Raw genomic sequence first — 26,315 nt, forward strand, 5'->3', positions numbered from 1 at the left:
TTGAACCGCAATATTCGTTAATTTTGCACCAAATTACTTTTGCTATGAATAAATGTGATCAATGTATCGTAAGACAGCTTTCCTCATTAAAAGCCCTTAATAAAGACGAGGTTGTGAAACTGGCTAATAGCAAAACCACCTATACAATTAAAAAAGGTGAGGCTATTTTTGAAGAAGGTGAAGTAACAAACGGCGTTTTTTGTGTTAAAGACGGAGTTGGAAAACTTTCTAAATTAAGTGCCAACGGAAAAGATCAAATCGTAAAACTTGTTAAATCAGGTGAACTTTTAGGACAGCGTTCTATGATTAGTAATGAACCTGCTAATTTATCTGCAAAGGCAATTGCTGACATGGAGGTTTGTTTCATTCCGAAAACAGAAATCATTCACTTTTTTAATAACAATAATCAATTTTCTTTGAATCTGATGCAGTCTGTATGTGAAGATCTAAAGGAATCTGATAATGATAAAATTGCTTTAGTTCAAAAAACGGTAAAACAGCGTTTAGCCGAAACCTTATTACAACTTCATGATGATTTTGGTGAAAATCCAGATAAAACCCTTAAAGTTCAACTTACCAGAGAAGAACTTGCAGGAATAATTGGAACTGCAACTGAAAGCTGTATTCGATTATTATCTGACTTTAACAAACTGGAATTGATTGAATTAGTTGGTAAAAAAATTATGCTGAAAAATGTAAAAGCATTAAAAAAGCTGGCTGAATAATTTCATAGCTTTTTCGCTTCATTCCAAAAAACATCCATTTCCGCAAGAGTCATATCCATTAAAGGTTTTCCTAATTCCGAAGCTTTGCTTTCTAAATATTGAAAACGTTTGATGAATTTTTTATTGGTTCTCTCTAAAGCATCTTCGGGATTCACGTTTAAAAATCGGGCATAGTTAATCATTGAGAATAAAACGTCTCCAAATTCGGCTTCAATTTTATCCTGATCTCCAGCTTGTACCTCTACTTGTAGTTCATCCAGCTCTTCCTGAACTTTATCCCAAACCTGATGCGGTTCTTCCCAGTCAAAACCAACGCCTTTTACTTTATCCTGAATACGGCTTGCTTTTACTAATGCAGGTAAACTTCTCGGAACGCCTTCTAGAACTGATTTTTTTCCTTCTTTAAGCTTTAGTTTTTCCCAGTTTTGTTTTACCTCTTCTTCATCTTTTACAACAGTATCGCTGTAAATATGCGGATGACGATGAATTAATTTGTCACAGATTTCATTGCAGACATCTGTAATATCAAAATCATTTGTTTCTGAACCTATCTTGGCGTAAAACACGATATGCAATAACAAATCACCAAGTTCTTTTTTTACTTCGTTTAAATCATTATCCAAAATAGCATCGCCCAATTCATAAGTTTCTTCGATTGTCAAATGCCTTAATGTCTGCAAAGTTTGTTTTTTATCCCAAGGACATTGCGCACGAAGTTCATCCATTATAATCAATAATCTTTCGAAGGCTTTTAATTGAAGTTCTTTGCTCATTTGTATATTTTAATATTTCAAAATTAGTATAATTTGGTGATTATTATGTTCTATAAAACAAAAAAGAAGGTTCGATTGCCTTCTTTTTTGTTTTATATGGATTCCTTAATTTTTCTGCCATTTAATTCCTGTACAGTTCTAAAATTATTTACTGGCATTAGCTTTTTCAAATCTTGAATCATTTGGATTGAAACATCTATTTGGTTTTTAAATATAAACCATTGCACACCTTCTGTACACGGCGGCGTTGTTAAAGAGCCTTCGTACGTGTAGTATGTTTTGTTTTCAGGAAGTACTTTATTTATATTAAAGTCGTTATTAACTTTTACGGTATCATTAACTTTAGATGGAAGGTATTTATCCAAAAACTCAAAAGTTTCATTGCTTTTTCTGTCTTCCTGAGCCATAATAGAAACTACAGCAAATTTTCCTGTTTTACTTTTGTGCACCATATGAATTTCTAACGGATATCTCACGCCTTTTATAGTGTGTTCTGCCGATTCATGAAAGTGAAATTGTTTTAGTTCATAACGTTCTCCGTTAATTATGATAAAATCTCCACTATCAAAATCAAACTGAATGGTGTGTCCGTTATTTATAACGTCATGAATTTTAGTTTTTTGATTGTAATGAAAGTCAATTGGTTTTAGTGTTTTATCGTTTTCCGTTTCTACAATATCAACTGGAGATTGCGTTTTTCCTCCGCAATCGTTCTGATCCATTTCTGACCAATGTTCCGGTCCTGTTTCACCTTGATAATCCCAATGTTTTTTATGGTGATTTTCTGTAGTCTTTGTTGTGTCAGAAGAAACTACAGATTGTTCTGTTTCTTTTGATTTGTTATTGCAAGATATAAGTAATACTAAACACATAATAATTGCAAAATTTCTCATTTCATTTTTCATTTTCATATCATTTAAAATTTAACTCAAAGTTGAAAAAAACATTTTTAAATTTCACGCAAAACAATAATAAATAAACAGTTACAAAAAAAAACTGATTAAAACTGAATTTCTTTTTAAATTTAATTAAATATTTTTCCTACAAAATTAAAATTTAATTTTAAACAAAAAAAATCCTGTCAAGAAATCATCTTAACAGGATTATTATATTTGAATGCAAAAAACTGCTATTCTTCTTTTTTAGCCTTTGCTTTTTTAGCAGCCGGAGCTTTTTTTGGTTTTTCTTCAGCAACAGGCGCTTCTTCTGGAGTTTCAGCCGGAGCCGGAGCCAAATCAGTTACTAAACCTTTAGCCTGTAACGTATTGTACCAGTTTAATACTTTTTTAATATCAGAAGGATAAACTCTTTCTTCATCATATTCTGGTAAAATTTCTTTAAAATAAGTGCTTAAAGTTGCATTATCTTCTTTATGAGAAATAGCCTGACCTTTGTTTTCTTTTACTGCAATTTTCTGCATTACTTCAGTCAATGGTTTTTCTCCTTCGTATGTATAAATTGAAATTTCAGATAATAAACTTACGTTACTTTTTAAGTTTACTGTAATTTTTTTTCCATCCAATAATGATTCTGCCACAAAACCTGTACGAGTCTGCACTTTCAATACATATAAACCTGGTTTCCCTGAAATGGCTAAAATTTTGTCTAAATTCATGTTTATTAAAATTAGTATTAAGAATTTCTAGTATATTTTTTGATGTCCTTTTTTAGAACATTATCTGCCTTTTTTAGCGGCTGCAAATTTCATTCTGTATTCCTGAAACGTTTTGCCTTCTGTGATATTTTTCAATTTCTTTTGAATCAAACGTTTTTTCAAAGAAGATATTTTATCTGTAAATAAAACTCCTTCAATGTGGTCGTATTCGTGTTGAATAACTCTTGCAACTAAACCGTCGAAAACTTCTGTTTTTACTACAAAATCTTCTTCGCAGTATTCAATCGTAACAGTTGGTTTTCTGTAAACATCTTCACGAACATCTGGAATACTTAAACATCCTTCGTTAAAACTCCACTCCTCACCTTCTTCTTTAATAATTTTAGCATTGATAAAGGTTTTTTTAAAACCCTTTAAATTCTTTTGCTCAACTTCGGGTAAGTCTTCGTCATCACTAAAAGGAGTTGTGTCTATAACAAATATACGTATTGGAAGGCCCACCTGTGGTGCAGCAAGTCCAACTCCGTAAGCATTATACATGGTTTCATACATGTTTGCTATTGTCTCTTTTAAGTTAGGATAATCTGGCGTAATTGCCGTACCTACTTTTCTTAAAACAGGATCACCATATCCTACAATTGGTAAAATCATTTGTTTTTATTTAATGTTTTTTCTAACGAAAACCTTAAAAATTGGTTCTCATAATTCAGCTGGCAAAAATAGTAAAAAATAGTCAATGAATAGTTGTAAACACACATTATAACATAATTTTTATAAGCTATGGAAAACTCAACTATAATTATGCCAAAATATTTCGTACAATTCTTAACTTTGCTAGTAAACCTCACAATATGTTTGATCACATCTCAAAATTTACAAACAGTACTTCTTTTTTAAACGCCTCAAAAGTAACAATTGCTTCAGTTGTGCCCGTTTTAATTTTGAATTTTTTAGGACATTTTGAAATCGGTTTTACCATTGCACTGGGTGCTTTTTATACCTATCCCAGTGACATCCCAAGTTCTTTAAGTCATAAAATTAAAGGATTAATCGTTGCATCTCTTATTGTTTCGGGTGTAAATTTATTAGTGAATCTTGCTTATCCTTTCCCTTTTTTATTTTATCCGTTTTTGGGTTTTCTACTTTTTTTATGCTCCATGATTTCAGTTTACGGACAGCGTGCCACTTTGGTTTCGTTTTCTGCGTTGTTGTCTATTTCATTGTCATTTGGGCATTTACATGAAGGATTAGAAGCTTTTCAATATTCAGGATTTATTTTTATTGGAGGGATTTTATATTTAATCGTTTCGCTTGTTTTTCACTTTGTGCAACCTTATAAATATATAGAACTGCAAATCGCCGAAGGCATAAAACTTACTTCAAAATATTTAAAACTGAGAGGTGATTTATGGAGTCCTGAAGCCAATCGCCAAAAAATAATTGAAAAACAGCTTGCCATACAAGTTGATTTGAATTTGATTCATGAAGATTTACGAAAAATGCTTATTGGAAATCAAAATGCATCTGGCACTACCAGCCAAAATAGAAAAATGCTTTTGGTTTTTATTACTTTAGTTGAAATTCAAGAACTTGCGCTGTATACTTCGTTTGATCATAGTAAACTTCATGAAAAATTTAACAAACATCCGGAAGTTCTGCGTACCTATCAAAATGTCGCTTACAAATTAGCATCGACGCTTAAAAAGCTTTCTAAAAATGTACATCATATTGCTGTTTATGTAGATAAAAATGATTTAAAAAACGAATTAGACGCTTTAGAGTTTGCTATTTTTGATTATGAAAAAACTTTAGGAAAAGAAGAAGCGGCAGAGGGTGTTTTGATGTTGACCAATATGCTGAAATATGCCAAGAATCAAGTTGGAAAAATTAAAATTATTCAGCGTGCCTTATCACTGGCAATGCAGTCTTATAAGTTAAAAGATAAAGACAAGGAATTAGAAAAATTCTTAACACCGCAATATTATCCATTAAGGACACTTACTGAAAATTTAAGTTATTCTTCGTCTATTTTCAGGCATTCACTTCGTTTGACTATTACTATTCTGCTTGGTTTTATTTTGGGTCAAATATTACATCTTCAGAATAATTATTGGATTTTACTAACCATTGTAGTAATCATGCGCCCTGGTTATGGTTTAACAAAAGAACGTTCTTATAATAGAATCTTCGGAACTATTTTGGGAGGGCTTTTGGCTTTCGGAATTGTTTCTGTTGTTCAAAATCATGTTGCTTTGAGTATTTTTTCTATTGTCTGCATGCTTTTAGGAATTTCGTTTACACAAATCAATTATAAAATAAGTGCCACATTTGTAACGATGTATGTGGTTTTTATCTATGGAATCTTAACGCCGGATGTTGTTGAAGTAATTCAATATAGAATTTTAGATTCACTTGCCGGAGCTACGTTAGCTTTTCTTGCCAATCAGTTTTTATGGCCGGCATGGGAGTTTATAAACACACCTATTCATATTGAAAATGCTATTAGGGCAAATCGTAATTATCTTAAAGAAATTGCCGATTTTTATAATCAAAAGGAAGAAGAAATCCCTACTTCTTATCGATTGTCCAGAAAAAATGCTTTTGTTGAAATTGGAAATTTAATGACTTCTTTTCAGCGTATGATGCAGGAACCAAAATCAAAGCAAAAAACAATGCCTTTGGTTAATAAATTGGTGGTTTTAAATCATTCGCTTTTATCTGCATTGGCATCTTTATCGACTTACATTCAATCACATCAAACAACATCGGCATCAGAATCATTCAATTATATTATAAAAACCATTCTATCTAATTTAGATAATTCGATTTCTATTTTAAGAAATGAAACTATAATTACGGATACTTTTTTTGATAAAGAAGATGTGACTTTGCAGTTTGAAGAACTGAAACGTAAAAATTTTACGCGACTTGCAACAGATGACGAATTGGATAAAGAAACCCGTCAGGCTAAAATGCAGGAAGCTTCGATGGTTATTGAGCAACTGATCTGGATGAGTAATCTTGCCGAGAAAATTTTAAAAATAACAAAGGAATTAAAAGCCGTAAAGAACGATTAAGGCTTTTAATTCTTTCATTTCCTCTCTTTTTATTTGATATTTTGTTTCACAAAATCTGTTGTTACAACAGCAGCAAACTCTTCATTTAAACTTGCTAAAGCGGTTTCATGAATTAATTCTGCCGAAAAATTCTGCCCCTCTACTCCTTTTTTATTAAACGTTGCTGTTGCATCTGAAACCACAAAAGTTTCATATCCAAAATTTCCTGCCATTCTTGTTGTTGTCGAAACACAATGATCTGTTGTTAAACCTACAATTACTAATGTCTTTATTTCAGCATTATCTAATTGTTGTTTTAAATTTGTTCCGATAAAAGCGCTGTTTACATTCTTTTTAATAACAATTTCATCACCATTTGGTTTGACCAAATCTTTAAACTCATTACCGGAATTATTTTCATTAAGTAAAGAATTGGAATTAGAAGAACAATGCTGAATATGAAAAATAGGCAGATTATTTTCTCTCCACAATTTTAAAATCTCAGCCGCATTTTCTTCCGCATTTAAATTATTTCTTTGTCCTCCCCAATAATCAATATCATCAAATCCTTTTTGAATATCAATTAAAATTAACGCAGGATTGTTTGTTTTTAAAAGTGCCATATTGTTTTTGGTTAAAATTAAAAAAGGACTCAGTTATTTACAAACTAAGTCCTTTGGTTTTATTTATATTCGAAATTTTATTTATTTAATTTTTAAAACTTCAGCTGTATGTTTTCTCATTTCTGCTAAAAGCTCTGGTTTATCGTTCAGAGTTTTACCATAAGAAGGAATCATTTCTTTCATTTTTGCTTCCCACTCCGGTGTTTTAACCTGATTTGCAAAACATCTGCTGATTAAGTCAACCATAATTGCTACGGCTGTTGATGCTCCAGGAGAAGCTCCTAATAAAACCGCTAACGTTCCGTCATGTGTATTGATTACTTCTGTACCAAATTCCAGAACTCCACCGCCATCTTTACCTTTTTTGATAACCTGAACACGCTGTCCTGCTTTTTCTAATTTCCAGTCTTTAGAACGGGCACTTGGTAAATATTCACGAAGTGCTTTCATTCTGTCTTTTGGAGACTGACGAACCTGCTCGATTAAATATTTGGTTAGTGGAATATTATGAAATCCCGCTGAAAGCATTGGAATTAAATTGTTTGCTTTTATGGATAATGGTAAATCTAAATAAGATCCATTTTTCAAGAAACGTGTTGAGAATCCGGCGAAAGGACCAAAAAGAAGTGCTTTTTCACCATCGATTACACGTGTATCAATATGCGGAACAGACATTGGAGGTGCTCCAACGCTTGCTTTACCATAAACTTTTGCCTGATGTTTAGCTATAACTTCCGGGTTTGTACATTTCAACCATTGTCCGCTAACCGGAAAACCTCCATAACCATGTCCTTCCGGAACATTTGCTTTTTCTAACAATGGTAATGAACCACCACCAGCACCAATAAACACGAATTTTGTATATGCTTTACGTTTTTGTCCCGTTGACAAATCTGTAATTTTAATTCTCCAGGATTTATCTTCACGCTGTCTTAATTTTTTAACCTCGTGATTAAAGTACAAATTAACACCGTCTAATTTTTCAAGATAATTAAACATACTTCTTGTTAAGGCACCAAAATTTACATCGGTTCCCATTTCCATATGAGTTGCTGCTAATTTTTCGCCAGCTTCTCTTCCTTCCATAACAAGAGGCATCCATTCTTCTAACTGATTAAAGTCAGTACTGAATGTCATATCTGCAAAAATAGGATTGCTTTGAAGTGCTTCGAATCTTTTTCTTAAATATTCTACATTTTTATCTCCCCAAACAAAACTCATATGAGGAACACTTTTTATAAAATTTTCTGGAGATGGAACTTTATTCTGCTGCACTAAATACGACCAAAATTGTCGTGAAATTTCAAATGATTCAGCTATGCTGATTGCTTTTTTAGGATCAATACTTCCATCTGCCTTTTCTGGGGTATAATTTAGTTCACAAAAAGCAGAGTGTCCAGTTCCTGCATTATTCCAAGCATCTGAACTTTCGGCTGCCGCCACATCTAGTCTTTCGTAAATTTCAATTTTTATATCTGGTTGCAGTTCTTTTAAAATTAATCCAAGAGTTGCACTCATAATTCCAGCTCCAATAAGCACTACTTCACTATTGGAACGTATTGTATTGTCAGGCATAACAGTAATTTGTTTTTAAAGTGCAAAGGTACTTCTTTCAATCGCAAAAAAAAACTAATTTTTACATGATAAAAGTTAGGAAACTATAATTTTTTCCAAAAAAGAGAAATTAATCAGAAATAAACTTAAAAACGTTTAGAAGAAAGATAGTCCTGAAGCATAATTGTTGCAGAAATTTCATCAATCAAACCTTTGTTCTGGCGTTGTTTTTTACTGAGCCCGCTGTCAATCATAGTTTGAAATGCCATTTTTGAAGTAAAACGTTCATCCATACGAATTACTTTCATATCAGGAAAAATATTAGAAAAATGTGTTACAAATCCATTAATTACAGAAGCACTTTCAGATGGCTGACCGTTCATTTGTTTTGGTTCGCCAATTAAAACAGCTTCTACTTTTTCTTTGGCAAAATAATCTTTAAGGAAATCAATTAAAGTGTGAGTTGAAATCGTAGTTAACCCCGAAGCTATAATTTGCATTTCATCAGTAACGGCTATTCCGGTGCGTTTTTGTCCGTAATCTATGGAGAGGATTCTTGGCATGTGAAATTTTTATCAAAGATAAAAAGGAAATATCATAAAGTATAATTTAATCTTTCCGGATTTCTTTTTTTTAAATCTAAACCAAAAGGTCCGTCTTGAGCGAACTCAAAACGGACCAGAACCTAAATATTTAAAAACTAAATCTTATTCTATCGATTAAATAACCTGCCAAAAAAACCTTTGTGTTCTTCTTCAGAATCTTGGTCTTCTTCATAATGAGCAAATTTTGCCTGCGTCTTTTCGTGCTCGAAAATTAACTCCTTAATATATTCTACATAAGTTCTCTTTTTTTCTTCTAAGAAACCTATTAAATATTTTTCACTAAACTCTACTCCGCTTGCCGCTTCAATTTGAAGCAATTTTTTATACAAAGGTTCAATGTGCATGGCAACAACTTCTTGTGGCACTGCTTGTCTTCTTCCAAAGTAATTTACAATAACCCCGTTTTCGTCTCTTGCAATATCAAAATCAGTAATAACCCAATAGTATCTTCCTGATTTTGCTAAGTTTTTTACAATTGCATGAAAGTTTTTTCCGTTTTTAAGATTTTCCCAAAGTACTTTAAAAATAACTTTCGGCATATCTGGATGACGAATAATATTGTGTGGCTGCCCCATCAATTCGTAATCTTCATAACCACAAACATCAACAAAAACTTCATTGGCATATTCGATAATACCAAAAGCATTTGTCTTACTCATAATTACTTGTGTTTTATCCCATGTAACTTCTTTATCGATAACAGTTACAGGTGTTCGAAGTTGATTTTCTTGATTCATGTCTTGTAAATTTAATATGTTTTTGGATTGGTATTTTTAATTCTGATTTGTAAGAATTAATTAGACAAAAGTAGAGAGAAGAAAAAATCGAAAATCTGACTTTTGTCATATTTTGATATAAAAAAAACTTTTAGAGGTTGTTTTTGTTTACTATTTCCTTTAAGAAACTTTAAAGAAGTTTATCAAATTAAAAACAAAATGTTACACTTATAACATTTTCAATCTCGTTTACTTTTTTGCTTTTCTTTAAATACTTTATCTTTGCCAAAAATTTAAACTATGAATTCTTTACAGACTATAATTGAACAAGCTTGGGAAAACAGAGCTTTATTACAAGAAACTACTACAACAGATGCTATTAGAGAAGTTATCGAATTAGTTGATGCAGGAAAACTACGTGTTGCTGAACCAGTTGGTGACAAATGGCAGGTAAACGAATGGGTTAAGAAAGCAGTGGTAATGTATTTTCCAATTCAAAAAATGGAAACATGGGAATCTGGTATTTTCGAATATCATGATAAAATGTTACTTAAAAGAAATTATGCTGAAAAAGGAATTCGTGTGGTACCAAATGCGGTTGCACGTTATGGGGCTTACATTTCAAGCGGTGTTATCTTAATGCCAAGTTATGTAAATATTGGTGCTTATGTGGATGAAGGAACTATGGTTGACACTTGGGCAACTGTTGGAAGCTGTGCACAAATTGGTAAAAATGTACACTTAAGCGGTGGTGTTGGAATTGGTGGTGTTTTAGAACCATTACAAGCTGCTCCGGTAATTATTGAAGATGGTGCTTTTATTGGTTCTCGTTGTATTGTTGTAGAAGGTGTTCACGTTGGTAAAGAAGCTGTTCTTGGTGCTAACGTATGTTTAACTGCTTCAACAAAAATTATTGATGTTACTGGTGATGAACCTGTTGAAATGAAAGGTTTTGTTCCTGCACGTTCTGTTGTAATTCCAGGAAGCTATACTAAGAAATTTGCTGCTGGTGAATTTCAGGTTCCATGTGCTTTAATTATTGGTACTCGTAAACCATCTACAGATTTGAAAACTTCATTAAACAATGCTCTTCGCGAATACGATGTTGCGGTATAATATTTAGAAATAATTAAGAAAAAAAAGGGGATGATTAAAAAATCATCCCCTTTTTTTATTTTTTGTTCTCGTTTTGATGCCTTAAAAGTTTAGCATATTTTGCATAAGAGAAGAAAGCCTGAATCACTGCAAGTGACAACCCATCCATTCCATTAAAAATTCCTTTCTTAAAAAAGTAACAGCGTACAAAAGCAACTGTTGCGTTTATAACCGGCTTAAATACAGTTATTCTTTTTCCTTTATCATATAATTGCTGAGCGTGCCAGCCAGAATACATATTTTTCTTTGCTATAATCTGGTCTAAAGAATCCCAGCCATAGTGCAAAATGTGTACAGCAACTTTTTTCTCGTTTTGAGTAATTATTTTTTGATGTATTACTGCATCTGAAGGATATGCCGTTTGTTTATTAAAAAAACGAACTTTATGATCCGGGTACCAGCCTGAAAAATCTATTAATTTATCTGCCAAAAAGTTTTTTACTCTAAAACTAAAAGCATCATAATTTCCTTCAAGATATTTTTTGCTAAGTATAAATTCTTCTGCATCTTTATCCAGGAACTCATCTGCATCCAGGTTTAAAACCCAGTCATTTTTACAATATGGCAAACCATATGCACGCTGCGGCCCATCTCCTAAATAAGCCTGTTCAATAACTATTGCACCTTTTTCTTTGGCGATTTCAACTGTGCGATCTTTACTAAAAGAATCAACTATAATAACTTCATCACAAACTTTTAATAAAGCATCAATACATTTTCCTATGTTTTTTTCTTCGTTGAAAGTAATAATAAGACCACTAATTTCCATTGCAAAATTTAATTTATTAGCCGCAAAAGTATGATTTTTTTTTAAACTAATTTATTCTTATTCGCTTCTTCCGTTTGCAGACTTCATAAAATTGTTTGTAATTTAGCCTCTAAATTGAACAAATAAAAAATGAGAATATTAGTCATTCAGCAAAAAAGAATTGGAGATGTATTAACCAGTAGTATAATCTGTAACAACTTAAAAACTAAATTTCCTGATTCAGTGATTGACTATATGTGCTATCCTAATTCTGTGGATGTACTTAAAGAAAATCCAAATATTGACAATATTATTCCATTATCGAATAAAGTTCGAAAATCAATTCCTTCTTTGTTTAAATTTATTTTTCAGATTCGCAGAAAAAAATACGATGCTGTAATAGATGTATATTCTAAATTAGAAACCAACTTAATTACGATGTTTTCTGGAGCAGAATACAAAGTTTCGTATTATAAATCATATACAAAAATAATCTACAATTACACTTACGAGCGTTTTGATGCAATTGAGTCTGAACACGGATTAGCAATTGAGAATAGATTATTGCTTTTAAAACCTTTTATATCAGAAAAAATAACCGACGTAAAACCAAAGATATTTTTAAAAAATTCTGAAATTGAAGAAGCAAAAAACCTCTTAAAGAGTTATAATATAGATACTGAAAAACCATTGATTATGTTTGGTATTTTAGGAAGTGAGCCTTTTAAGACTTATCCTCTGGAAGGAATGGCAAAAATTATAGATTTTACAGTCGCTAAAACTAATGCAACAATAATTTTTAACTACGTTCCATTTCAAAAAGATTTAGCATTAGAAGTTTATAATTATTGCAGCGAAGAAACTAAAAAACACATTGTATTCGATTTGTACTGTACTGAACTTCGTCCGTTTTTAGCATTACTTTCTCAATGCGAAATGTTGATTGGAAATGAAGGCGGAGCTGTAAATATGGCAAAAGCCCTTGAAATTCCAACTTTTTCAATATTTACCCCTTCTGTTAGAAAAGAAACCTGGCAGTTGTTTGAAAATGAAGCCAAAAATGCTTCTATTCATTTAAAAGATTTAAAACCGGAAATATACGAACAGCATACTGAGCAATACATCAAAGATCATACTTTTGAGTATTACGCCGAATATCCTTTACCATTAATACTGGAAAAATTAGAAGCCTATTTTCAAGAATACAAAAATTGAAAAAATAGAAGCATCGGATGAATACTATCGAAAAACAAAAGCTGTCTGTTTTAATCATTACTTTTAACGAAGAGCGGTATATAAAATCTCTGCTCGAAAGTATTGACTTTGCTGACGAAATAATCATAGTTGATTCATATAGTACAGATTCAACAGCAGAAATAGTAAAATCATTCTCAAATGTCAAATTAATTGAAAAACAATTTATTGACTATACTTCACAAAGAAATTTTGCTATAGATCAGGCAAAAAACGATTGGATATTGTTTATTGATGCTGACGAATGTTTCACTCCTAAGCTTAAAACAGAAATTCTTTCGACAATAAATAGTCAAGACGCCGTAAGTGCCTATTTGTTTTATAGAATTTTTATGTTCAAGAATCGCAAACTGCGTTTTAGCGGCTGGCAGACCGATAAAATTTACCGCCTTTTTAATAAAGTATACTGCAGATATACCGAGAATAGAATGGTACACGAAAAACTAATCGTAAACGGAAAAACTGCCGTTTTAAAAAATAAACTCATACATTATTCCTATACTTCATACATAGAATACAAATTAAAAATGTATAAGTATGGCATTTTAAAAGCCAATGAAAAAATAAAAAAAGGGCAAAAACCAAGTAAATTGCTTCTGTTTTTTCACCCAGTTTATACTTTTTTATACCAATATATAATTAGGTTTGGTTTTTTAGACGGTAGAAAAGGAATAACAATATGCTACTTAAATGCTTACAGCATTTTTGTACGTTATAAAGAATTTTTCCGAATTACTTCTTCCAGAATTTAAGTTTCTTTTTTAGACGTTTTTTTCTATAAAACTGCTCTTGAAAATCGGCTGTGTATTGCCATAAAGTTTCAAACGCTTTTTGTTCAGTTTCCTCCTTATACAATTTTGAATATTCATTACTCATAACTGCAACCATTTCTTTAAAAGGAGTCAAACGGCACAAATTTTTCATTCGCATTTCAAACGTCATCGATTTATGAAATTCCATTCTGTTTAAATCGACAAGAAAAAAATCATATGTTCCTTCGTTATTCTTTTTAATCAAAGTATTTCCGGGAGAATGATCCAGAAATTCAATTCCTTTTTCGTGAAGTCCAAAACTAAATCTTGTAAACTGTCTTAATATATTTTCATGATCAGGAAAATCCGGATTTTCTACCAGTTCCCTGTACGTCAAATCAGCATTTAAATGCTCACTTACATAATAACTGTCTTTTAAACCTAAAATATTAAAATTTTCAAGAAAAGCAATTGGCTCAGGAGTTCCAATACCTTTTTCTAATAAAATAGTTGCATATTCAAAAGAACGCCTCGCTTTGGATTTTCTAAAATATCTATAAGCAATTTTGTTAATTATATTCGGAATTTTAAAAGATTTTATATTGATTTTCTTTACATTAAAATCAAACAATTTTATCTTGTTACGATCTCCATTTCCAAAAAGTTCACCGGTAGAACTAAACATTTTGATATTATTAAGTATCGACTCACCGCTATTTTCGAAAATTGGATTTACTTTAAAATTCATCAGCTTTTTTTTATAAACAACAAAAATACGTATACGATTTAAGACTTCAAATTATTATTGTATTTTCGTAAAAAAAATATAAGAATGTCGAATCAAAAAAGCGTTTTTTTAGAAACTCATAACATCAATAACAGAGCTGGCGGTTTAGGAACTTTTAATTATGAACTAATTAAAGGTTTATCTCAATTAGAATTTGAGGATCTAAAATTGACATTAAATGCTACTGATACTAAACTTCTTGAAAGTGAATTTGGTAAAAAATTCAACTATAATAAATATAGCAGTTTATCCAGAATGAAGTTTTTTAGAATTCGTAAAAAATATGATTTATGGCATTCTATGAATCAAAATATAAAAGTAGAGCCTTTTACGTGTACAAAATATCTATTAACAATTCACGATGTAAATTTTACTGAAGAAGTCTCAGCAGATTTAAATCACAAAAGAAATAAGCTTTTTTTAGAAAAACTAAACAAATCAACAGCAATTACCTATATATCAGAATATTCTAAAGAACAAACGCATAAATATTTTAATGTGCCAAATGTTCCTGAATATGTTATTTACAACGGAAACCCGATTACAGAACTGCTTGATACATCTTCATATATAGCAGATGTACCTGTCGATAAGCCTTTCTTTTATACTATTGGTGATTTTATCGAAAGAAAAAATTATGAATCTATCATCAATATGATGAAACTGATAAAAGATTATAATTTAATTATCTCCGGCAATAACAACAAACAATATGGCGAAGAAATAAAAAAACTAATAAACGATAACGGCTTAAGTAATCAGGTCTTTTTAACCGGAAAAGTGACTAATGAAGGTAAACAGTTTTTCATGAAAAACTGTACTGCATTTCTTTTCCCTTCAATTAGAGAAGGTTTTGGTTTACCGCCAATTGAAGCAATGAGTTTTGGAAAACCGACTTTTTTGTCTGACAAGACTTCATTACCAGAAATTGGAGGAAGCGCAGCAAAATACTGGTCTAATTTTGACCCTGAATACATGAAGAATGTATTATTTGACGGATTAAACGATTTTGAAAATAATAAAGTGGAATTTGAAAACGCTTTTAAACAAAGAGCCGCAAGTTTTAATTGGAAAACTGCCGCAGCTGAATATTTAGAAGTTTATAGGAATATTTTACAGTAACACATAAACAAATTATGAATATAACCCTCATAAGTCTTGACAATTTAGGACTTAATGATCACATTAAGACTAACCTGGAAAAACAAGGTCATACTGTAAAACATATTAATTTTAGAGACTACAAGTACAAATACCCTTCTGTATTTCACAAAGCTTATAATTTTGTTCTGAAAGCTTTTTTTCAAACCAACCTAAAGCATCAGCATCACGGTAACGAAATACTAAAAGAGTTAAAAAAAAATAACGAAATACAAGATGTAATTTTAACTATAAAAGGTGATTTTATAGATCCTAAAAGTACATTAGAATTTAAAAAATACGCTAAAAAAACCATTGGCTTTTTTAATGACAACACGTACCGTTGTCCTAACATCAAACGAGTTTTGCCTTGTTATGATGAAGTTTATTCGTTTGAGAAAGAAGATTGCGAAAAATTCAATCTAAAATTTGCTTCTAATTGGATCTATACTTCAAATGCAAACATTGCAGACAAAAATACTTTTGACTATAATGTTTTTTCCATTTTTTCAATCGATAAAAGAATATCAATCTTAATTAGAATTGCCGAAGAATTAAAGTCTAAAAACATCAACTTTAAGTTTATTACCTACTCTAAAAAACATAAAGTAAGTGATGATAAAATTACTTATATAAATAAGTTTTTAACCTTGTCAGAAGTAGATGATTATGTAAGCCGTTCAAAAGTTTTATTAGATATTAACAGAGCAGGGCAAATTGGTTTAACATTTAGGGTTTTTGAAAGCTTAGGTCTAGAAAAAAAGCTTATTACAACTAATTCGGACATTAAAAACTACGACTTTTACAATCCTAATAATATTCTTATTATTGACGAAAAAAATCCTGAAATACCAGTAGCTTTTTTCGAAAATGAATACGAAAAAATACCAGACGAAATTTTCAGAAAGTATACTGTTGATGGATGGATTGATTTGGTGTTTAAAAATTAATTGTTTTAAAAAAATTGTTTTAAAAAAATTGTTTTAAAAAAAATTAACAGTATCTTGACTACATTTAAGCATTTAGCGGCTTATATAATTTGAGTCAAGTTTACCTAATTATACCATATGAACGGTACCATTTCTATTTTTTTTATTCCAATTCTGTTTTTTTTAATCTTATCTATTTTACTGATAAATAAATCAGTAAAAATAGATTTAGCCGAAATTCGCTATCCCGAAATTGATGGATTAAGAGGTTATTTGGCTTTTTTTGTTTTCCTGCACCACGCATATATCTGGCAAGTGTTTTTAAAAACCACAGACTGGAAAGATCCAGAATCTAACCTATTCAATCAATTTGGCGAAACTTCAGTCATTTTCTTTTTTATAATTACAGCTTTTTTATTTACATCTAAATTACTTCATAATAAAACGGGAGAAATTGATTGGTTAAATTATCTTAGGTCAAGGTTTTTACGACTTTTTCCGATGTATTTTTTTTCAATAATTATTATTTTTATTCTAGCAGCTTTTCTAACTCAATTTACGCTTAGAGTCTCTTTTATTGAAATTTTAAAAAGTACTCTTTCCTGGTTGTTTTTTAATGTAAGTAAGAAACATTCAAACCTTAACGGATTAGAAGATACTTTTATATTAAACGCAGGAATAACCTGGACACTACCCTATGAATGGGCATTCTATTTTTTATTACCGCTTATAGCTTTATGGTTTAAGATAAAAATTAATTTAAAAGCTGTATTAAGCTTTACATTGGCAGCAGCAATAATTATGATTTTAAACAAATCATCATTGAGGCACTTTGTACCATTTGCAGGTGGAATTATTGTTGCTTTATTAATGAATACAAAAAAGATTCCAGCAATTTTAAAGCAAAAAAAATATACTATTTTGGCTCTTCTTTTGTTATCAATTTCAATATACTTTTTTAATGGCGGAAGAAAACCAATTCAAATTATAATATCATCAATAGTATTTTTAATTATTGCATCAGGAAACAGCTTCTTTGGAGCTCTGTCAAGTTCATTCTCGCGTAAATTTGGACAAATAACATATAGTCTTTATCTATTACATGGTATTTTTCTCTTTATAATTTTTCACTTTATAATTGGATTAGAAAAAGCAAGAACATTAACAGAGATCGAATTCTGGACTATTATAACGTTATCTATTATGCCTTTAATTTTTATTTGCCAACTTTGTTTTAAGTACATTGAGCTGCCTCTAATGAATCGAATAAAAAAATAAAAAAAAGTCAGTTATATAAATTTTGTAAGTGACTTTTTTAAATTCTTAAATTGTGATACACATTCTAAGTATTCAATTCTTACAGACTACTTTATTGTTACAGTGATATCGCTATTTCCCTGCTAAAAACATTCTCTGAAATGCCTTTTTTAAAAACTCTTTAATACACGCATCATATTTTCTTATACTTTATACAACAGTCCTTCTCTTTAGGATTATAAAACTTTGACTGTAAGGAAATAATTTTAAACCCAAAAAATAGTTTATTTTTGACATTTTAAAAGCTGCTTCAAATAAGAATTGGCATTAGTTTTTTACATTAATAAAAACTGAAATTTAGAATTAAATATTATAGAACATGAATGAGGAAATAATCAACGCTTACGAAGTTATAAAAGAAGGCGGCATCATACTTTACCCAACTGATACCGTTTGGGGAATTGGATGTGATGCTACTAATCCCGAAGCTGTTGCAAAAATATACAAGCTGAAACAACGTGCCGAAACTCAAAGCATGATTGTTTTAATGAACGGAGAAAAAATGATGTACAATGTTTTTAAAGATATTCCTGAAGTTGCCTGGCAGATTCTTGATTTATCTGAAAAACCAACTACATTAATTTTAGACGATGCCAGAAACGTGGCACATAATGTTATTTCAGCCGACAAATCACTTGGTGTTCGATTAGTAAAAGAGCCTTTTTGCTTCAAATTAATGGAAAGAATGAAAAAACCATTAGTTTCAACATCTGCCAATATATCTGGACAGCCAACTCCAATGTCTTTTAAAGATATAAATCCAGAAATTATTAAAGGCGTTGATTATGTCGTAAAACTAAATCAGGATAAGGTGGCTGGTAAACCTTCGACAATCATAAAACTAACGAAAGATTCGCAGGTAAAAGTTATTCGTAAATAGCTTATTTTGTTTCAGGTTTCAAGTTCTGTTCGAACCTGAAACTTGAAACTTTAAACAGTTTTAAGGCTCTCAATCAACCAATCGATATCTTCTTTTGTGTTGTAATGACTAAATGAAATTCTCAGATTAGGCAGCTTTAAATCCGTATCCGAAAGCATTTCTTTTAAAACATGCGAAGGTTTAATACTTCCAGATTGGCAGGCACTTCCTCGGGAAACTGCAATTCCTTTCATATCCAGACTAAACAAAAGCATAGAAGTTTTATCAGGAGAAAATGGCAGCGTAATATTAATGACATTATAGAAATCGTCTTTTTTGCCGTTTATTCTAAAACCCGGAAAATTAGCTTCTAATTGTACGATTAAATATTTTTTTAAGTTAGAAATATAGTTTCTTTCTTCCTCTAAATTTTCATACGAAACAGACAGTGCTTTTGCCATTCCGGCAATTTGATGTACCGCTTCTGTTCCGGCACGAAGCCCTTTTTCTTGTTCCCCTCCAAAAATTAAAGGCTGTAAACCCGTATTTTTTCGAATGAAAGCAAAACCAACACCTTTTGGGCCGTGAAATTTATGTGCACTTGCCAGAATAAAATCTACAGACGTTTTTTGAAGATCGATTTCTGTTTTTCCAACTGACTGAACCGTATCTGAATGAAATAAGGCATTATATTGCTTACAGATAACTCCTACTCTGTCTAAATCTAAAATAGTTCCTGTTTCGTTGTTAACGTGCATTAAACTAACTATCGTTTTCTTTTCATCAGATAACAAATTAGACAGATGCGTTAAATCGATACTTCCGTCAGCATTTACCGTCACATAATCAACCTGAATATTATAATCTGACTGCAAAGCCAAAACAGTGTATAAAACCGCATGATGTTCTATTCTTGAAGTAATAATACGTTCTACTTTAAGATCTTCAACTGCCGATCTTAAAATCCAGTTATCTGCTTCAGTTCCTCCAGAAGTAAAAAGAATTTCCTGTGCCGAACAATTTAAATGTTTAGCAATGTTTTTTCTTGAAAGTTCTAAAATGGTTTTGGCATTTCGTCCAAAACTATGTGTAGACGAAGGATTTCCAAAATCCTCACTCATAATTTTAGTCATTTCCTGAATAACTTCAGGACGCATCGCAGTCGTTGAGGCGTTATCGAGATATACTTTTTTCATTAATGCAAAGTTATGAAATATCAATTGTCTAATCTTAAATATCAATTGCCAAATTTTTCACTATTTTTGGCACAAATAAAAATTACAATGAAAAAATATGCAAGCCTTATATTTCTGGCGTTTTTGTTAAACGGCTGCGATGATGGAGATCTAACTGTAGACGAAATAAATTTTGATAGTGTAACGCCTGTAAGTTGTACTACGTTTACTGAAAATTCTCTAAGCACTGATCCTGTTATAATATACAAGTTAAAAACCCAAGAGGCACTAATTTTACAATTACCTCAAACAGAAGGTATTGTCAATGACAATAATACAGTGACATATGACATAGACAATGCACAATATCGAGTTTTATACAGAGCCTACAGCGGTACTGTAGCCAAAGACAATATATGCGGCACCATTCCGCCAAGTTCTCCAAACGTTACAGAAGAATGGGTAGGAAGCGCAGGAAAGATAAAAATTGTTTCTTCACAGGTACCTACAGATATTGATGCCAATGACTCTTTTCGAATAAAAGCATATAATCACGCTATTACGTTTGAAAATATAACTTTTCAAAAACCTGCCGGACCACAGGTTGAAGCACTATTTGAATATGGCACTTTTCAAACAACAGTTACTCCTGCTGATTTAACATTTATAAATGCAGATACTGGTGAAGCTAAAAAATGTGATGATAATACCAAAGTTTACAACTATAATGCATCTTTTACATTAACAGTAGAAAATTTAGATCCAGCTTTACTGCTTAATGAAGCAACACCGCCAGGACAGCCAAGATCGCAGGCTGTAAGCGCAACAACTAACAAAGTAGTATATAGAAACTTTGTAAACGGATCAGGAAGTATTACTGATGCTTATAATTTTTGTGCCGCACAAATTCCTACTGTGCCTGCATTAAGAGAAACATGGATTGGTACAGATACCAGCGAAGCTAAAAAAGCAACTGTAGAGGTTACTACAGAAAAAATTGGCGACAACACATTTATTCATACCGTTGTGCTAAAAAATATAAAACTAACAAAAGATAATAGTTATTTCCAATTAGGAAATACTTTCCTTTTAGGTAAAATAACTGTTACAATATAATGATAAGAAGTATTAAGTTCAACTTAATACGTTGAATATTTTTTCCTACAAAAAAAACGTCCGTTTTCAAACTGATTTCAACTAGAAAATCAAATGAAAACGGACGTTTTTTTATGCTTTAAAATAAACCATTTGCAAACTCAAAAAGCAGCTTTATTTATTGTTTTGACGAATATAAACTTCTGTTGCTCCTAAGCCGTATTTTTGATAATTCGCATCTTGAAAATCAATTCCGTCATAACGTCCTAATAAAAAATCAAGCTCGGCTTTTAAAATTCCTTCGCCCACACCATGAATAAAAACGATTTTTGGAATGCGGTTTCTTATCGCAAATTCAATATGTCTTTTTGCAGTTTCCGTCTGCAGAGTCAGAATATCATAATTTGACATACCACGTTTATTTGGCACCAGTTTTTCAATATGCAAATCAAATTCCGGAGCCGAAATTTCACGTTTATCTTTCTTTTCCTTAACAAAACTTCGAGGTTTTGGCTCTGTTTTCTCTTTTGTAATTTCTTCTAAATCAATCCTTTTAATAGAATTCATTAAATCACTGGAATCTTGTATTTCAACCAATTCATTGACAAAAAATGTCATCATGAATCCATCTTCAGTTTCAATCAAAACTTCCTTGTTTTTCACCGAAACTACGGTTCCGTTTATTGCTTCGTCTAAAACCGAAACTTTATCTCCTTTAGTCAACATCCTGCTCTTCTTTTTCTTGATTCTTACTTGGTGTTTTTGCACTCAGCTGCATCATTCCATACATAAAAACTGCAATTGCAATAACCATTATATAAATATTTTTTTGATCTGAAACCTGCTCATACAAGGCAACCGAAATGGCAAGAATCATGATTAAAATTTTAAACGTTTTCATTTTTTTAAGTTTGATAATTCAAAAGTATAAAACTTTAAACTAGCAGTTGTTTTTCTTTTGAAATGTTATCCAATATTTTTTTGTAAAATTGTAAAAAAATTATCCTGTGAATTTAGAGAAATATATGATTCCGTGCCTGTTCAAAAAACTCTTTGGTTATGAGTGTTTGGGCTGTGGTTTTCAGCGTTCTTTATTCTTACTTTTTAAAGGTGAATTTTCAGCCGCATTTTATATGTACCCGGCCCTATACACTACCCTGTTATTTTTAGTTTTACTCGCTTTCTATTTTCTGGATAAATCGAGAAATTATCAAAAAATAATTTGGAAAGCAGCAACCATCAACATTGTTTTTATGTGTATTGGTTACGTCTATAAACACTTTTACATTTGATTTCCAGAATTAATTTTACTTCTTAATCTGGTTCAAAATATCGTTCATCATTTCGATTTGCACTTTTTGAATTTCAATTAATTCTTGTTGCTGATGCATAATTAAATGATCAATTTTATCATGAATCATTCTAATTTCCAATTCAGATTTCAGGTTAATCATGTAATCTTTTTTAGCACGGTTTCTATCTTTTTCTTCCTGACGATTCTGACTCATCATAATTACGGGAGCCTGAAGTGCGGCAATACAAGACAAAATCAAATTCAATAAAATAAACGGATAGGGATCAAATCCTTTATTAACTAAAATATAAACATTAGAGCTGATCCAAACTATAATAAAAACAACAAATGAGATTATAAATGTCCAGCTTCCGCCAAAATCGGCCACCTTATCGGCTATTTTTTGGCCAAAATTCCGACTTTCATCTTCATCTTCCACAATACTTACGATCGATTTATCTTCTTTTAAAGAGGTAATAACGCTTTTCTCTAAGTCCGAAAGCATTCCCATTTCAGTAGACAAATAATTGGAAATATATTTTTGACGGTATTCATTTAATTCCTTAATTGAAATAGAGTCATCATCACAAAAAGAAGGATGATCATTAACAATAAGACCTAAAATAGGATCATGAATTGATTTACCGTAAATTTTCTCACTTTCAGGAAAAGAAACATTAGAAATAGCACTTTTAAAAGTTGAATTGTTTTTCATTTTTGCAAATTTTATCTGCTAATTTACACAATTAACTTCTTAAGAATCATATAAAATATAAGCATTTATTATTGTCTGATTTATCACAAATAGCATTCTCAAAACAAAATTTCTTTAGTCAATTCGTGTCCTTATTTACAAAAAACACCTTACTTTTAACGTTTTAAAATATCCATTCAATTTTATTATTGTGACAAAAGACAATATCATACAAAATATTAAGGCCTTAAAAAGCCATTCTAATATAAATTACGGTATCAAAACCAAGACTGAAGATTTTACCGAGAAGCTTTTTTATACACTTTTTGATTCGAATGCCGCACTCGACGAAAGCATTGACGAACTTGAAATACGTTTTAAAGAAATCGCTGTTTTAGCCTGCAAAAAGCCTGAAAATCTTTGCGAATCCATCTGGGATCGCTTCGTAGAAAAACTTCCTGGCGTTTTAGAAAAATTAAATGAAGACGCTGCTTATATTCTTGAAAATGATCCGGCATCAAACAGTATCGATGAAGTTTATTTAGGATATCCCGGCTTTTATGCGATCGCGATTTACAGATTAAGCCACGAATTATATAAACTGGATTTATTATTATTTTCGAGATTAATGAGCGAATATGCACATAGGATTACCGGAACCGATATTCACGCAGGTGCCGATATTGCGTCGCCGTTTTTTATAGATCACGCAACAGGAATCGTTATTGGAGAAACTACCGTTATTAGAAAACACGTTAAGATTTATCAGGGTGTTACTTTGGGAGCTTTAAGCGTAAGCAAAGAAATGAAAAATGCCAAAAGACATCCAACGGTTGAAGCAAATGTCTGTATTTATGCCAATGCCACAATTTTGGGCGGAGGCACAATTATAGGAAAAAACAGTGTTATTGGCGGAAATTCATGGGTTACCAAATCTATCCCGGAAGATTCAATCGTATTAAACACCACAACAACAGAAGTCAAAATAAAAGAAAAAAAATAAAAATGGGTCCACAGAAACTGCTAAACCTAATTGGAAATACTCCATTAATGGAAACGGTCAATTTGGTTAAAAATAAAAACGTCAAACTTTTACTGAAACTCGAAGGAAATAATCCGGGCGGAAGTGTAAAAGACAGAGCAGCATATAACATGATTGCAGCGGCTCTTGAAAGGGGCGAAATTAAAAAAGGAGATAAATTAATTGAAGCAACAAGCGGTAATACCGGAATTGCTCTTGCTATGATTGCACAATTATTTCAGATTGAAATCGAATTGGTTTTGCCTGAAGATTCAACAAAAGAAAGAACACAAACCATGCGTGCATATGGCGCTACGGTTATTTTAACGCCTGCTGAAGAAGGAATTATAGGCTCAAGGGATTATGCTGATAAAAAAGTAGCAGAAGGAGGCTATATCATGCTAAATCAGTTTGCTAATGATGACAACTGGAAAGCGCATTACAAAACAACCGGACCGGAAATCTGGAATGATACCGAAGGAACTGTAACACATTTCGTATCGGCAATGGGAACTACCGGAACTATTATTGGAACTTCGACTTATTTAAAAGAAAAAAATCCTGCTGTTCAAATTATTGGCGCTCAGCCTAGCGACGGATCTCAAATTCCCGGAATCCGTAAATGGCCTCAGGAATATTTACCTAAAATTTTTGATGCTTCGAAAGTAGATACCGTTGTTGATGTAAGCGAAGAGGAAGCAAGAGAAATGACCAAAAGATTAGCCCTGGAAGAAGGCGTTTTTGCAGGAATGAGCAGCGGCGGTTCTGTAGCAGTCGCCCTTAAAATCGCGGAAGAATTAGAATCTGGAGTTGTGGTTGCCGTTATCTGCGATCGCGGAGATCGTTATTTGTCTTCGGATTTATTTGATTAAAAAAGATACTAGATTCTGAGTTACCAAAATTTTAAGTTTTATTTTTTTGATCCAATCAACTTAGGAATTTAACATCTTCAGAAAAAAAACTCAGTACCTTAGAACCTTAGCAACTTAGAAACTAAAAAAATGCTCTACAGAAAACTAGGAAAAACAAATTTTAATATCTCTGAAATCTCTCTGGGAACCTGGCAGGTTGGCGGAAAATGGGGATCGGGATTTAATGATAAAACTGCCGATGAACTTATCAATACAGCCATAGACAATGGCGTGAATTTTATTGATACAGCCGATGTTTATGAAAACGGATTAAGCGAAACTGCCGTTGGACGTGTGGTTCGTTCGCGTTCAGAACGTATTTACGTTGCCACAAAATGCGGACGCCAGATTAATCCGCATGTCAATGAAGGCTATCAGCCAAAAGTACTTCAGAAGTTTGTAGAAGACAGTTTAAAAAGAACTGGATTAGAAACCCTTGATTTGATTCAGCTGCACTGTCCGCCGACAGAAGTATATTACCGCCCTGAAATTTTTGAAATGTTTGATCGCCTGAAAGATCAAGGCAAAATTCAGAATTTGGGCGTAAGTGTCGAAAAAGTTGAAGAAGCCTTAAAAGCTATCGAATATTCGAATGTAACAACCGTTCAGATTATTTTTAATTTGTTTCGTCAGCGTCCGTCGCAATTATTTTTCTCGGAAGCCAAAAAGAAAGATATTGGAATTATTGCACGTGTTCCTCTGGCAAGTGGACTTTTAACAGGGAAATTTGATGCTAAAACCACTTTTGATGCTCAGGATCATCGTAATTTCAACAGAAACGGCGATGCTTTTGATAAAGGGGAAACTTTTTCAGGAATTGATTATGATTTAGGTTTAAAAGCTGTTGAAGAATTAAAAGTTTTATTTCCTGAAACAACAAACCTTGCTCCTATTGCTATGCAGTGGATTTTAAGCTTTAACGAAATCAGCTGTATTATTCCCGGAGCTTCAAAGGAAAGTCACGTGCTTTCGAATTTATCTGTTTATGATCTGCCAAAATTATCTTCAGAGAAAATTTCAGCCATGAATAAAATTTACGAAGAATATATCAAGACTTCAGTACATCAACTTTGGTAATTTTTTTTTAAGATTCTGAGATATTGAGATGCTAAATTTTAGCTCTTGTATCTCAGATTTTTTTAATTCCACGCAACCATTTTACTAAAGAAACATCTTACTAATAAAACTAACCCGGTAATTCACTAACCATGAAAAAATTAAGTTTTATTATATTTTCTACCTGCTTAATATTTGCTTCCTGCAGCAATAATAATGATGATGATGAAACTGCGGAAGAAACATCAAAAAGATTAGAAATAATGTATAATGAAATTATCGAGCTTTCATTAGTGAACTCGCAGATTTGTATAAATCCGGAAGAATGGGGCTTTGAACTTCTTAGTTCATCAGCGTGCGGCTCTAATAGAGGTTATATTTTATATTCTAAAAAAGCCGATAAAGTTAAACTAGATGCTAAAATAAAAGAGTATATCAAAACAAATCAGATTATGTAGTAA

Annotated in this window: 29 protein-coding genes; 15 read left to right on the top strand and 14 right to left on the bottom strand. The window is 31.6% G+C overall.

The annotated features are described in order from the left end of the window. Window positions 1–44: 44 nt before the first annotated feature. Window positions 45–725: a Crp/Fnr family transcriptional regulator gene (locus L1276_RS05450; protein WP_253786016.1), complete on the top strand. Its 681-nt coding sequence runs from the start codon at window positions 45–47 to the stop codon at window positions 723–725. A 2-nt stretch (window positions 726–727) separates the two neighbouring features. On the opposite strand, the gene mazG is transcribed toward L1276_RS05450, so the two are convergent. From mazG to def, 4 genes are all read right to left on the bottom strand, one after another. After that, window positions 728–1,498: a nucleoside triphosphate pyrophosphohydrolase gene (gene mazG, locus L1276_RS05455; RefSeq protein ID WP_253786017.1), complete on the bottom strand. Its 771-nt coding sequence runs from the start codon at window positions 1,496–1,498 to the stop codon at window positions 728–730. Window positions 1,499–1,590: 92 nt separating this feature from the next. After that, window positions 1,591–2,403: a carbonic anhydrase gene (locus L1276_RS05460; protein WP_253786018.1), complete on the bottom strand. Its 813-nt coding sequence runs from the start codon at window positions 2,401–2,403 to the stop codon at window positions 1,591–1,593. 224 nt (window positions 2,404–2,627) lie between these two features. Then, the gene (locus L1276_RS05465; protein WP_253786019.1) at window positions 2,628–3,113 is read right to left on the bottom strand and encodes a DUF5606 domain-containing protein; all 486 of its coding nucleotides are present in this window, start codon (window positions 3,111–3,113) and stop codon (window positions 2,628–2,630) included. Window positions 3,114–3,173: 60 nt separating this feature from the next. Next, window positions 3,174–3,764, bottom strand: coding sequence for a peptide deformylase (def, locus tag L1276_RS05470; RefSeq protein WP_253786020.1), 591 nt, complete (start codon window positions 3,762–3,764; stop codon window positions 3,174–3,176). Between the two features lie 200 nt (window positions 3,765–3,964). On the opposite strand from def, the gene L1276_RS05475 reads away from it, so the two are divergent. Beyond that, window positions 3,965–6,190 (top strand): FUSC family membrane protein, encoded by a 2,226-nt coding sequence (locus tag L1276_RS05475; RefSeq protein WP_253786021.1) that lies wholly within the window; start codon window positions 3,965–3,967, stop codon window positions 6,188–6,190. 29 nt (window positions 6,191–6,219) lie between these two features. Here L1276_RS05475 and L1276_RS05480 read toward each other — a convergent pair whose 3' ends face one another. From L1276_RS05480 to L1276_RS05495, 4 genes are all read right to left on the bottom strand, one after another. After that, the gene (locus L1276_RS05480; protein ID WP_253786022.1) at window positions 6,220–6,792 is read right to left on the bottom strand and encodes a cysteine hydrolase family protein; all 573 of its coding nucleotides are present in this window, start codon (window positions 6,790–6,792) and stop codon (window positions 6,220–6,222) included. A gap of 81 nt (window positions 6,793–6,873) precedes the next feature. Beyond that, a complete protein-coding gene (locus L1276_RS05485; RefSeq protein ID WP_253786023.1) occupies window positions 6,874–8,367 on the bottom strand; it encodes a malate:quinone oxidoreductase in 1,494 nt (497 codons plus the stop codon). Between the two features lie 125 nt (window positions 8,368–8,492). Continuing rightward, complete coding sequence (gene ruvX, locus L1276_RS05490) at window positions 8,493–8,909, bottom strand: Holliday junction resolvase RuvX (RefSeq protein ID WP_253786024.1); 417 nt, start codon at window positions 8,907–8,909, stop codon at window positions 8,493–8,495. A gap of 149 nt (window positions 8,910–9,058) precedes the next feature. Then, window positions 9,059–9,688 (bottom strand): PAS domain-containing protein, encoded by a 630-nt coding sequence (locus L1276_RS05495; protein WP_253786025.1) that lies wholly within the window; start codon window positions 9,686–9,688, stop codon window positions 9,059–9,061. Between the two features lie 279 nt (window positions 9,689–9,967). Between L1276_RS05495 and L1276_RS05500 the strand changes: the two genes are divergently transcribed. After that, on the top strand, window positions 9,968–10,783 hold the full coding sequence (locus L1276_RS05500) for a 2,3,4,5-tetrahydropyridine-2,6-dicarboxylate N-succinyltransferase (RefSeq protein ID WP_125719511.1): 816 nt from the start codon (window positions 9,968–9,970) through the stop codon (window positions 10,781–10,783). Window positions 10,784–10,838: 55 nt separating this feature from the next. Here the strand turns inward: L1276_RS05500 and L1276_RS05505 are convergent, their stop codons facing one another. Then, window positions 10,839–11,591, bottom strand: coding sequence for a glycosyltransferase family 2 protein (locus L1276_RS05505; protein WP_253786026.1), 753 nt, complete (start codon window positions 11,589–11,591; stop codon window positions 10,839–10,841). A gap of 129 nt (window positions 11,592–11,720) precedes the next feature. On the opposite strand from L1276_RS05505, the gene L1276_RS05510 reads away from it, so the two are divergent. Together L1276_RS05510 and L1276_RS05515 are read left to right on the top strand one after the other, a co-directional pair. Next, complete coding sequence (locus L1276_RS05510; protein ID WP_253786027.1) at window positions 11,721–12,785, top strand: glycosyltransferase family 9 protein; 1,065 nt, start codon at window positions 11,721–11,723, stop codon at window positions 12,783–12,785. A gap of 17 nt (window positions 12,786–12,802) precedes the next feature. Next, window positions 12,803–13,576, top strand: a complete 774-nt coding sequence (locus tag L1276_RS05515) for a glycosyltransferase family 2 protein (protein ID WP_253786028.1) — start codon at window positions 12,803–12,805, stop codon at window positions 13,574–13,576. On the opposite strand, the gene L1276_RS05520 is transcribed toward L1276_RS05515, so the two are convergent. After that, a complete protein-coding gene (locus L1276_RS05520) occupies window positions 13,557–14,324 on the bottom strand; it encodes a Kdo domain containing protein (RefSeq protein WP_253786029.1) in 768 nt (255 codons plus the stop codon). The genes L1276_RS05515 and L1276_RS05520 overlap by 20 nt on opposite strands. A gap of 84 nt (window positions 14,325–14,408) precedes the next feature. Between L1276_RS05520 and L1276_RS05525 the strand changes: the two genes are divergently transcribed. From L1276_RS05525 to L1276_RS05540, 4 genes are all read left to right on the top strand, one after another. Continuing rightward, window positions 14,409–15,485 (top strand): glycosyltransferase family 1 protein, encoded by a 1,077-nt coding sequence (locus tag L1276_RS05525; RefSeq protein WP_253786030.1) that lies wholly within the window; start codon window positions 14,409–14,411, stop codon window positions 15,483–15,485. A 14-nt stretch (window positions 15,486–15,499) separates the two neighbouring features. Then, window positions 15,500–16,453 (top strand): hypothetical protein, encoded by a 954-nt coding sequence (locus L1276_RS05530; protein WP_253786031.1) that lies wholly within the window; start codon window positions 15,500–15,502, stop codon window positions 16,451–16,453. A 117-nt stretch (window positions 16,454–16,570) separates the two neighbouring features. Next, window positions 16,571–17,710 (top strand): acyltransferase, encoded by a 1,140-nt coding sequence (locus L1276_RS05535; RefSeq protein WP_253786032.1) that lies wholly within the window; start codon window positions 16,571–16,573, stop codon window positions 17,708–17,710. A gap of 358 nt (window positions 17,711–18,068) precedes the next feature. Further along, window positions 18,069–18,629, top strand: coding sequence for an L-threonylcarbamoyladenylate synthase (locus tag L1276_RS05540; protein WP_253786033.1), 561 nt, complete (start codon window positions 18,069–18,071; stop codon window positions 18,627–18,629). A 50-nt stretch (window positions 18,630–18,679) separates the two neighbouring features. On the opposite strand, the gene L1276_RS05545 is transcribed toward L1276_RS05540, so the two are convergent. Next, window positions 18,680–19,804, bottom strand: a complete 1,125-nt coding sequence (locus L1276_RS05545; RefSeq protein WP_253786034.1) for a cysteine desulfurase family protein — start codon at window positions 19,802–19,804, stop codon at window positions 18,680–18,682. Between the two features lie 87 nt (window positions 19,805–19,891). Between L1276_RS05545 and L1276_RS05550 the strand changes: the two genes are divergently transcribed. Continuing rightward, on the top strand, window positions 19,892–20,899 hold the full coding sequence (locus L1276_RS05550) for a hypothetical protein (protein ID WP_253786035.1): 1,008 nt from the start codon (window positions 19,892–19,894) through the stop codon (window positions 20,897–20,899). Between the two features lie 153 nt (window positions 20,900–21,052). Here the strand turns inward: L1276_RS05550 and L1276_RS05555 are convergent, their stop codons facing one another. Continuing rightward, complete coding sequence (locus L1276_RS05555) at window positions 21,053–21,604, bottom strand: Smr/MutS family protein (protein WP_253786036.1); 552 nt, start codon at window positions 21,602–21,604, stop codon at window positions 21,053–21,055. Beyond that, window positions 21,594–21,779 carry a hypothetical protein gene (locus L1276_RS05560; RefSeq protein ID WP_253786037.1) on the bottom strand — a complete coding sequence of 62 codons (186 nt, stop codon included), beginning with the start codon at window positions 21,777–21,779 and terminating at the stop codon, window positions 21,594–21,596. The genes L1276_RS05555 and L1276_RS05560 overlap by 11 nt, the downstream gene beginning before the upstream one ends. Window positions 21,780–21,903: 124 nt before the next feature. Between L1276_RS05560 and L1276_RS05565 the strand changes: the two genes are divergently transcribed. Next, window positions 21,904–22,170 carry a DUF2752 domain-containing protein gene (locus L1276_RS05565; RefSeq protein ID WP_253786300.1) on the top strand — a complete coding sequence of 89 codons (267 nt, stop codon included), beginning with the start codon at window positions 21,904–21,906 and terminating at the stop codon, window positions 22,168–22,170. A gap of 15 nt (window positions 22,171–22,185) precedes the next feature. Here L1276_RS05565 and L1276_RS05570 read toward each other — a convergent pair whose 3' ends face one another. Next, window positions 22,186–22,887 carry a DUF1003 domain-containing protein gene (locus L1276_RS05570; protein WP_253786038.1) on the bottom strand — a complete coding sequence of 234 codons (702 nt, stop codon included), beginning with the start codon at window positions 22,885–22,887 and terminating at the stop codon, window positions 22,186–22,188. A gap of 190 nt (window positions 22,888–23,077) precedes the next feature. Here L1276_RS05570 and epsC point away from each other — a divergent pair, with 190 nt between their 5' ends. From epsC to L1276_RS05590, 4 genes are all read left to right on the top strand, one after another. Further along, entirely contained in the window at window positions 23,078–23,869 is a 792-nt protein-coding gene (gene epsC / locus L1276_RS05575; RefSeq protein ID WP_253786039.1) for a serine O-acetyltransferase EpsC, read from the top strand. Between the two features lie 2 nt (window positions 23,870–23,871). Next, the gene (gene cysM, locus L1276_RS05580; RefSeq protein ID WP_253786040.1) at window positions 23,872–24,759 is read left to right on the top strand and encodes a cysteine synthase CysM; all 888 of its coding nucleotides are present in this window, start codon (window positions 23,872–23,874) and stop codon (window positions 24,757–24,759) included. A 129-nt stretch (window positions 24,760–24,888) separates the two neighbouring features. After that, on the top strand, window positions 24,889–25,875 hold the full coding sequence (locus tag L1276_RS05585) for an aldo/keto reductase (protein WP_253786041.1): 987 nt from the start codon (window positions 24,889–24,891) through the stop codon (window positions 25,873–25,875). A gap of 131 nt (window positions 25,876–26,006) precedes the next feature. After that, on the top strand, window positions 26,007–26,312 hold the full coding sequence (locus L1276_RS05590) for a hypothetical protein (RefSeq protein ID WP_253786042.1): 306 nt from the start codon (window positions 26,007–26,009) through the stop codon (window positions 26,310–26,312). The last annotated feature ends 3 nt before the right edge of the window (window positions 26,313–26,315 follow it).

This window comes from Flavobacterium sp. HSC-32F16 (genome assembly GCF_024171645.1).
GTDB lineage: Bacteria > Bacteroidota > Bacteroidia > Flavobacteriales > Flavobacteriaceae > Flavobacterium.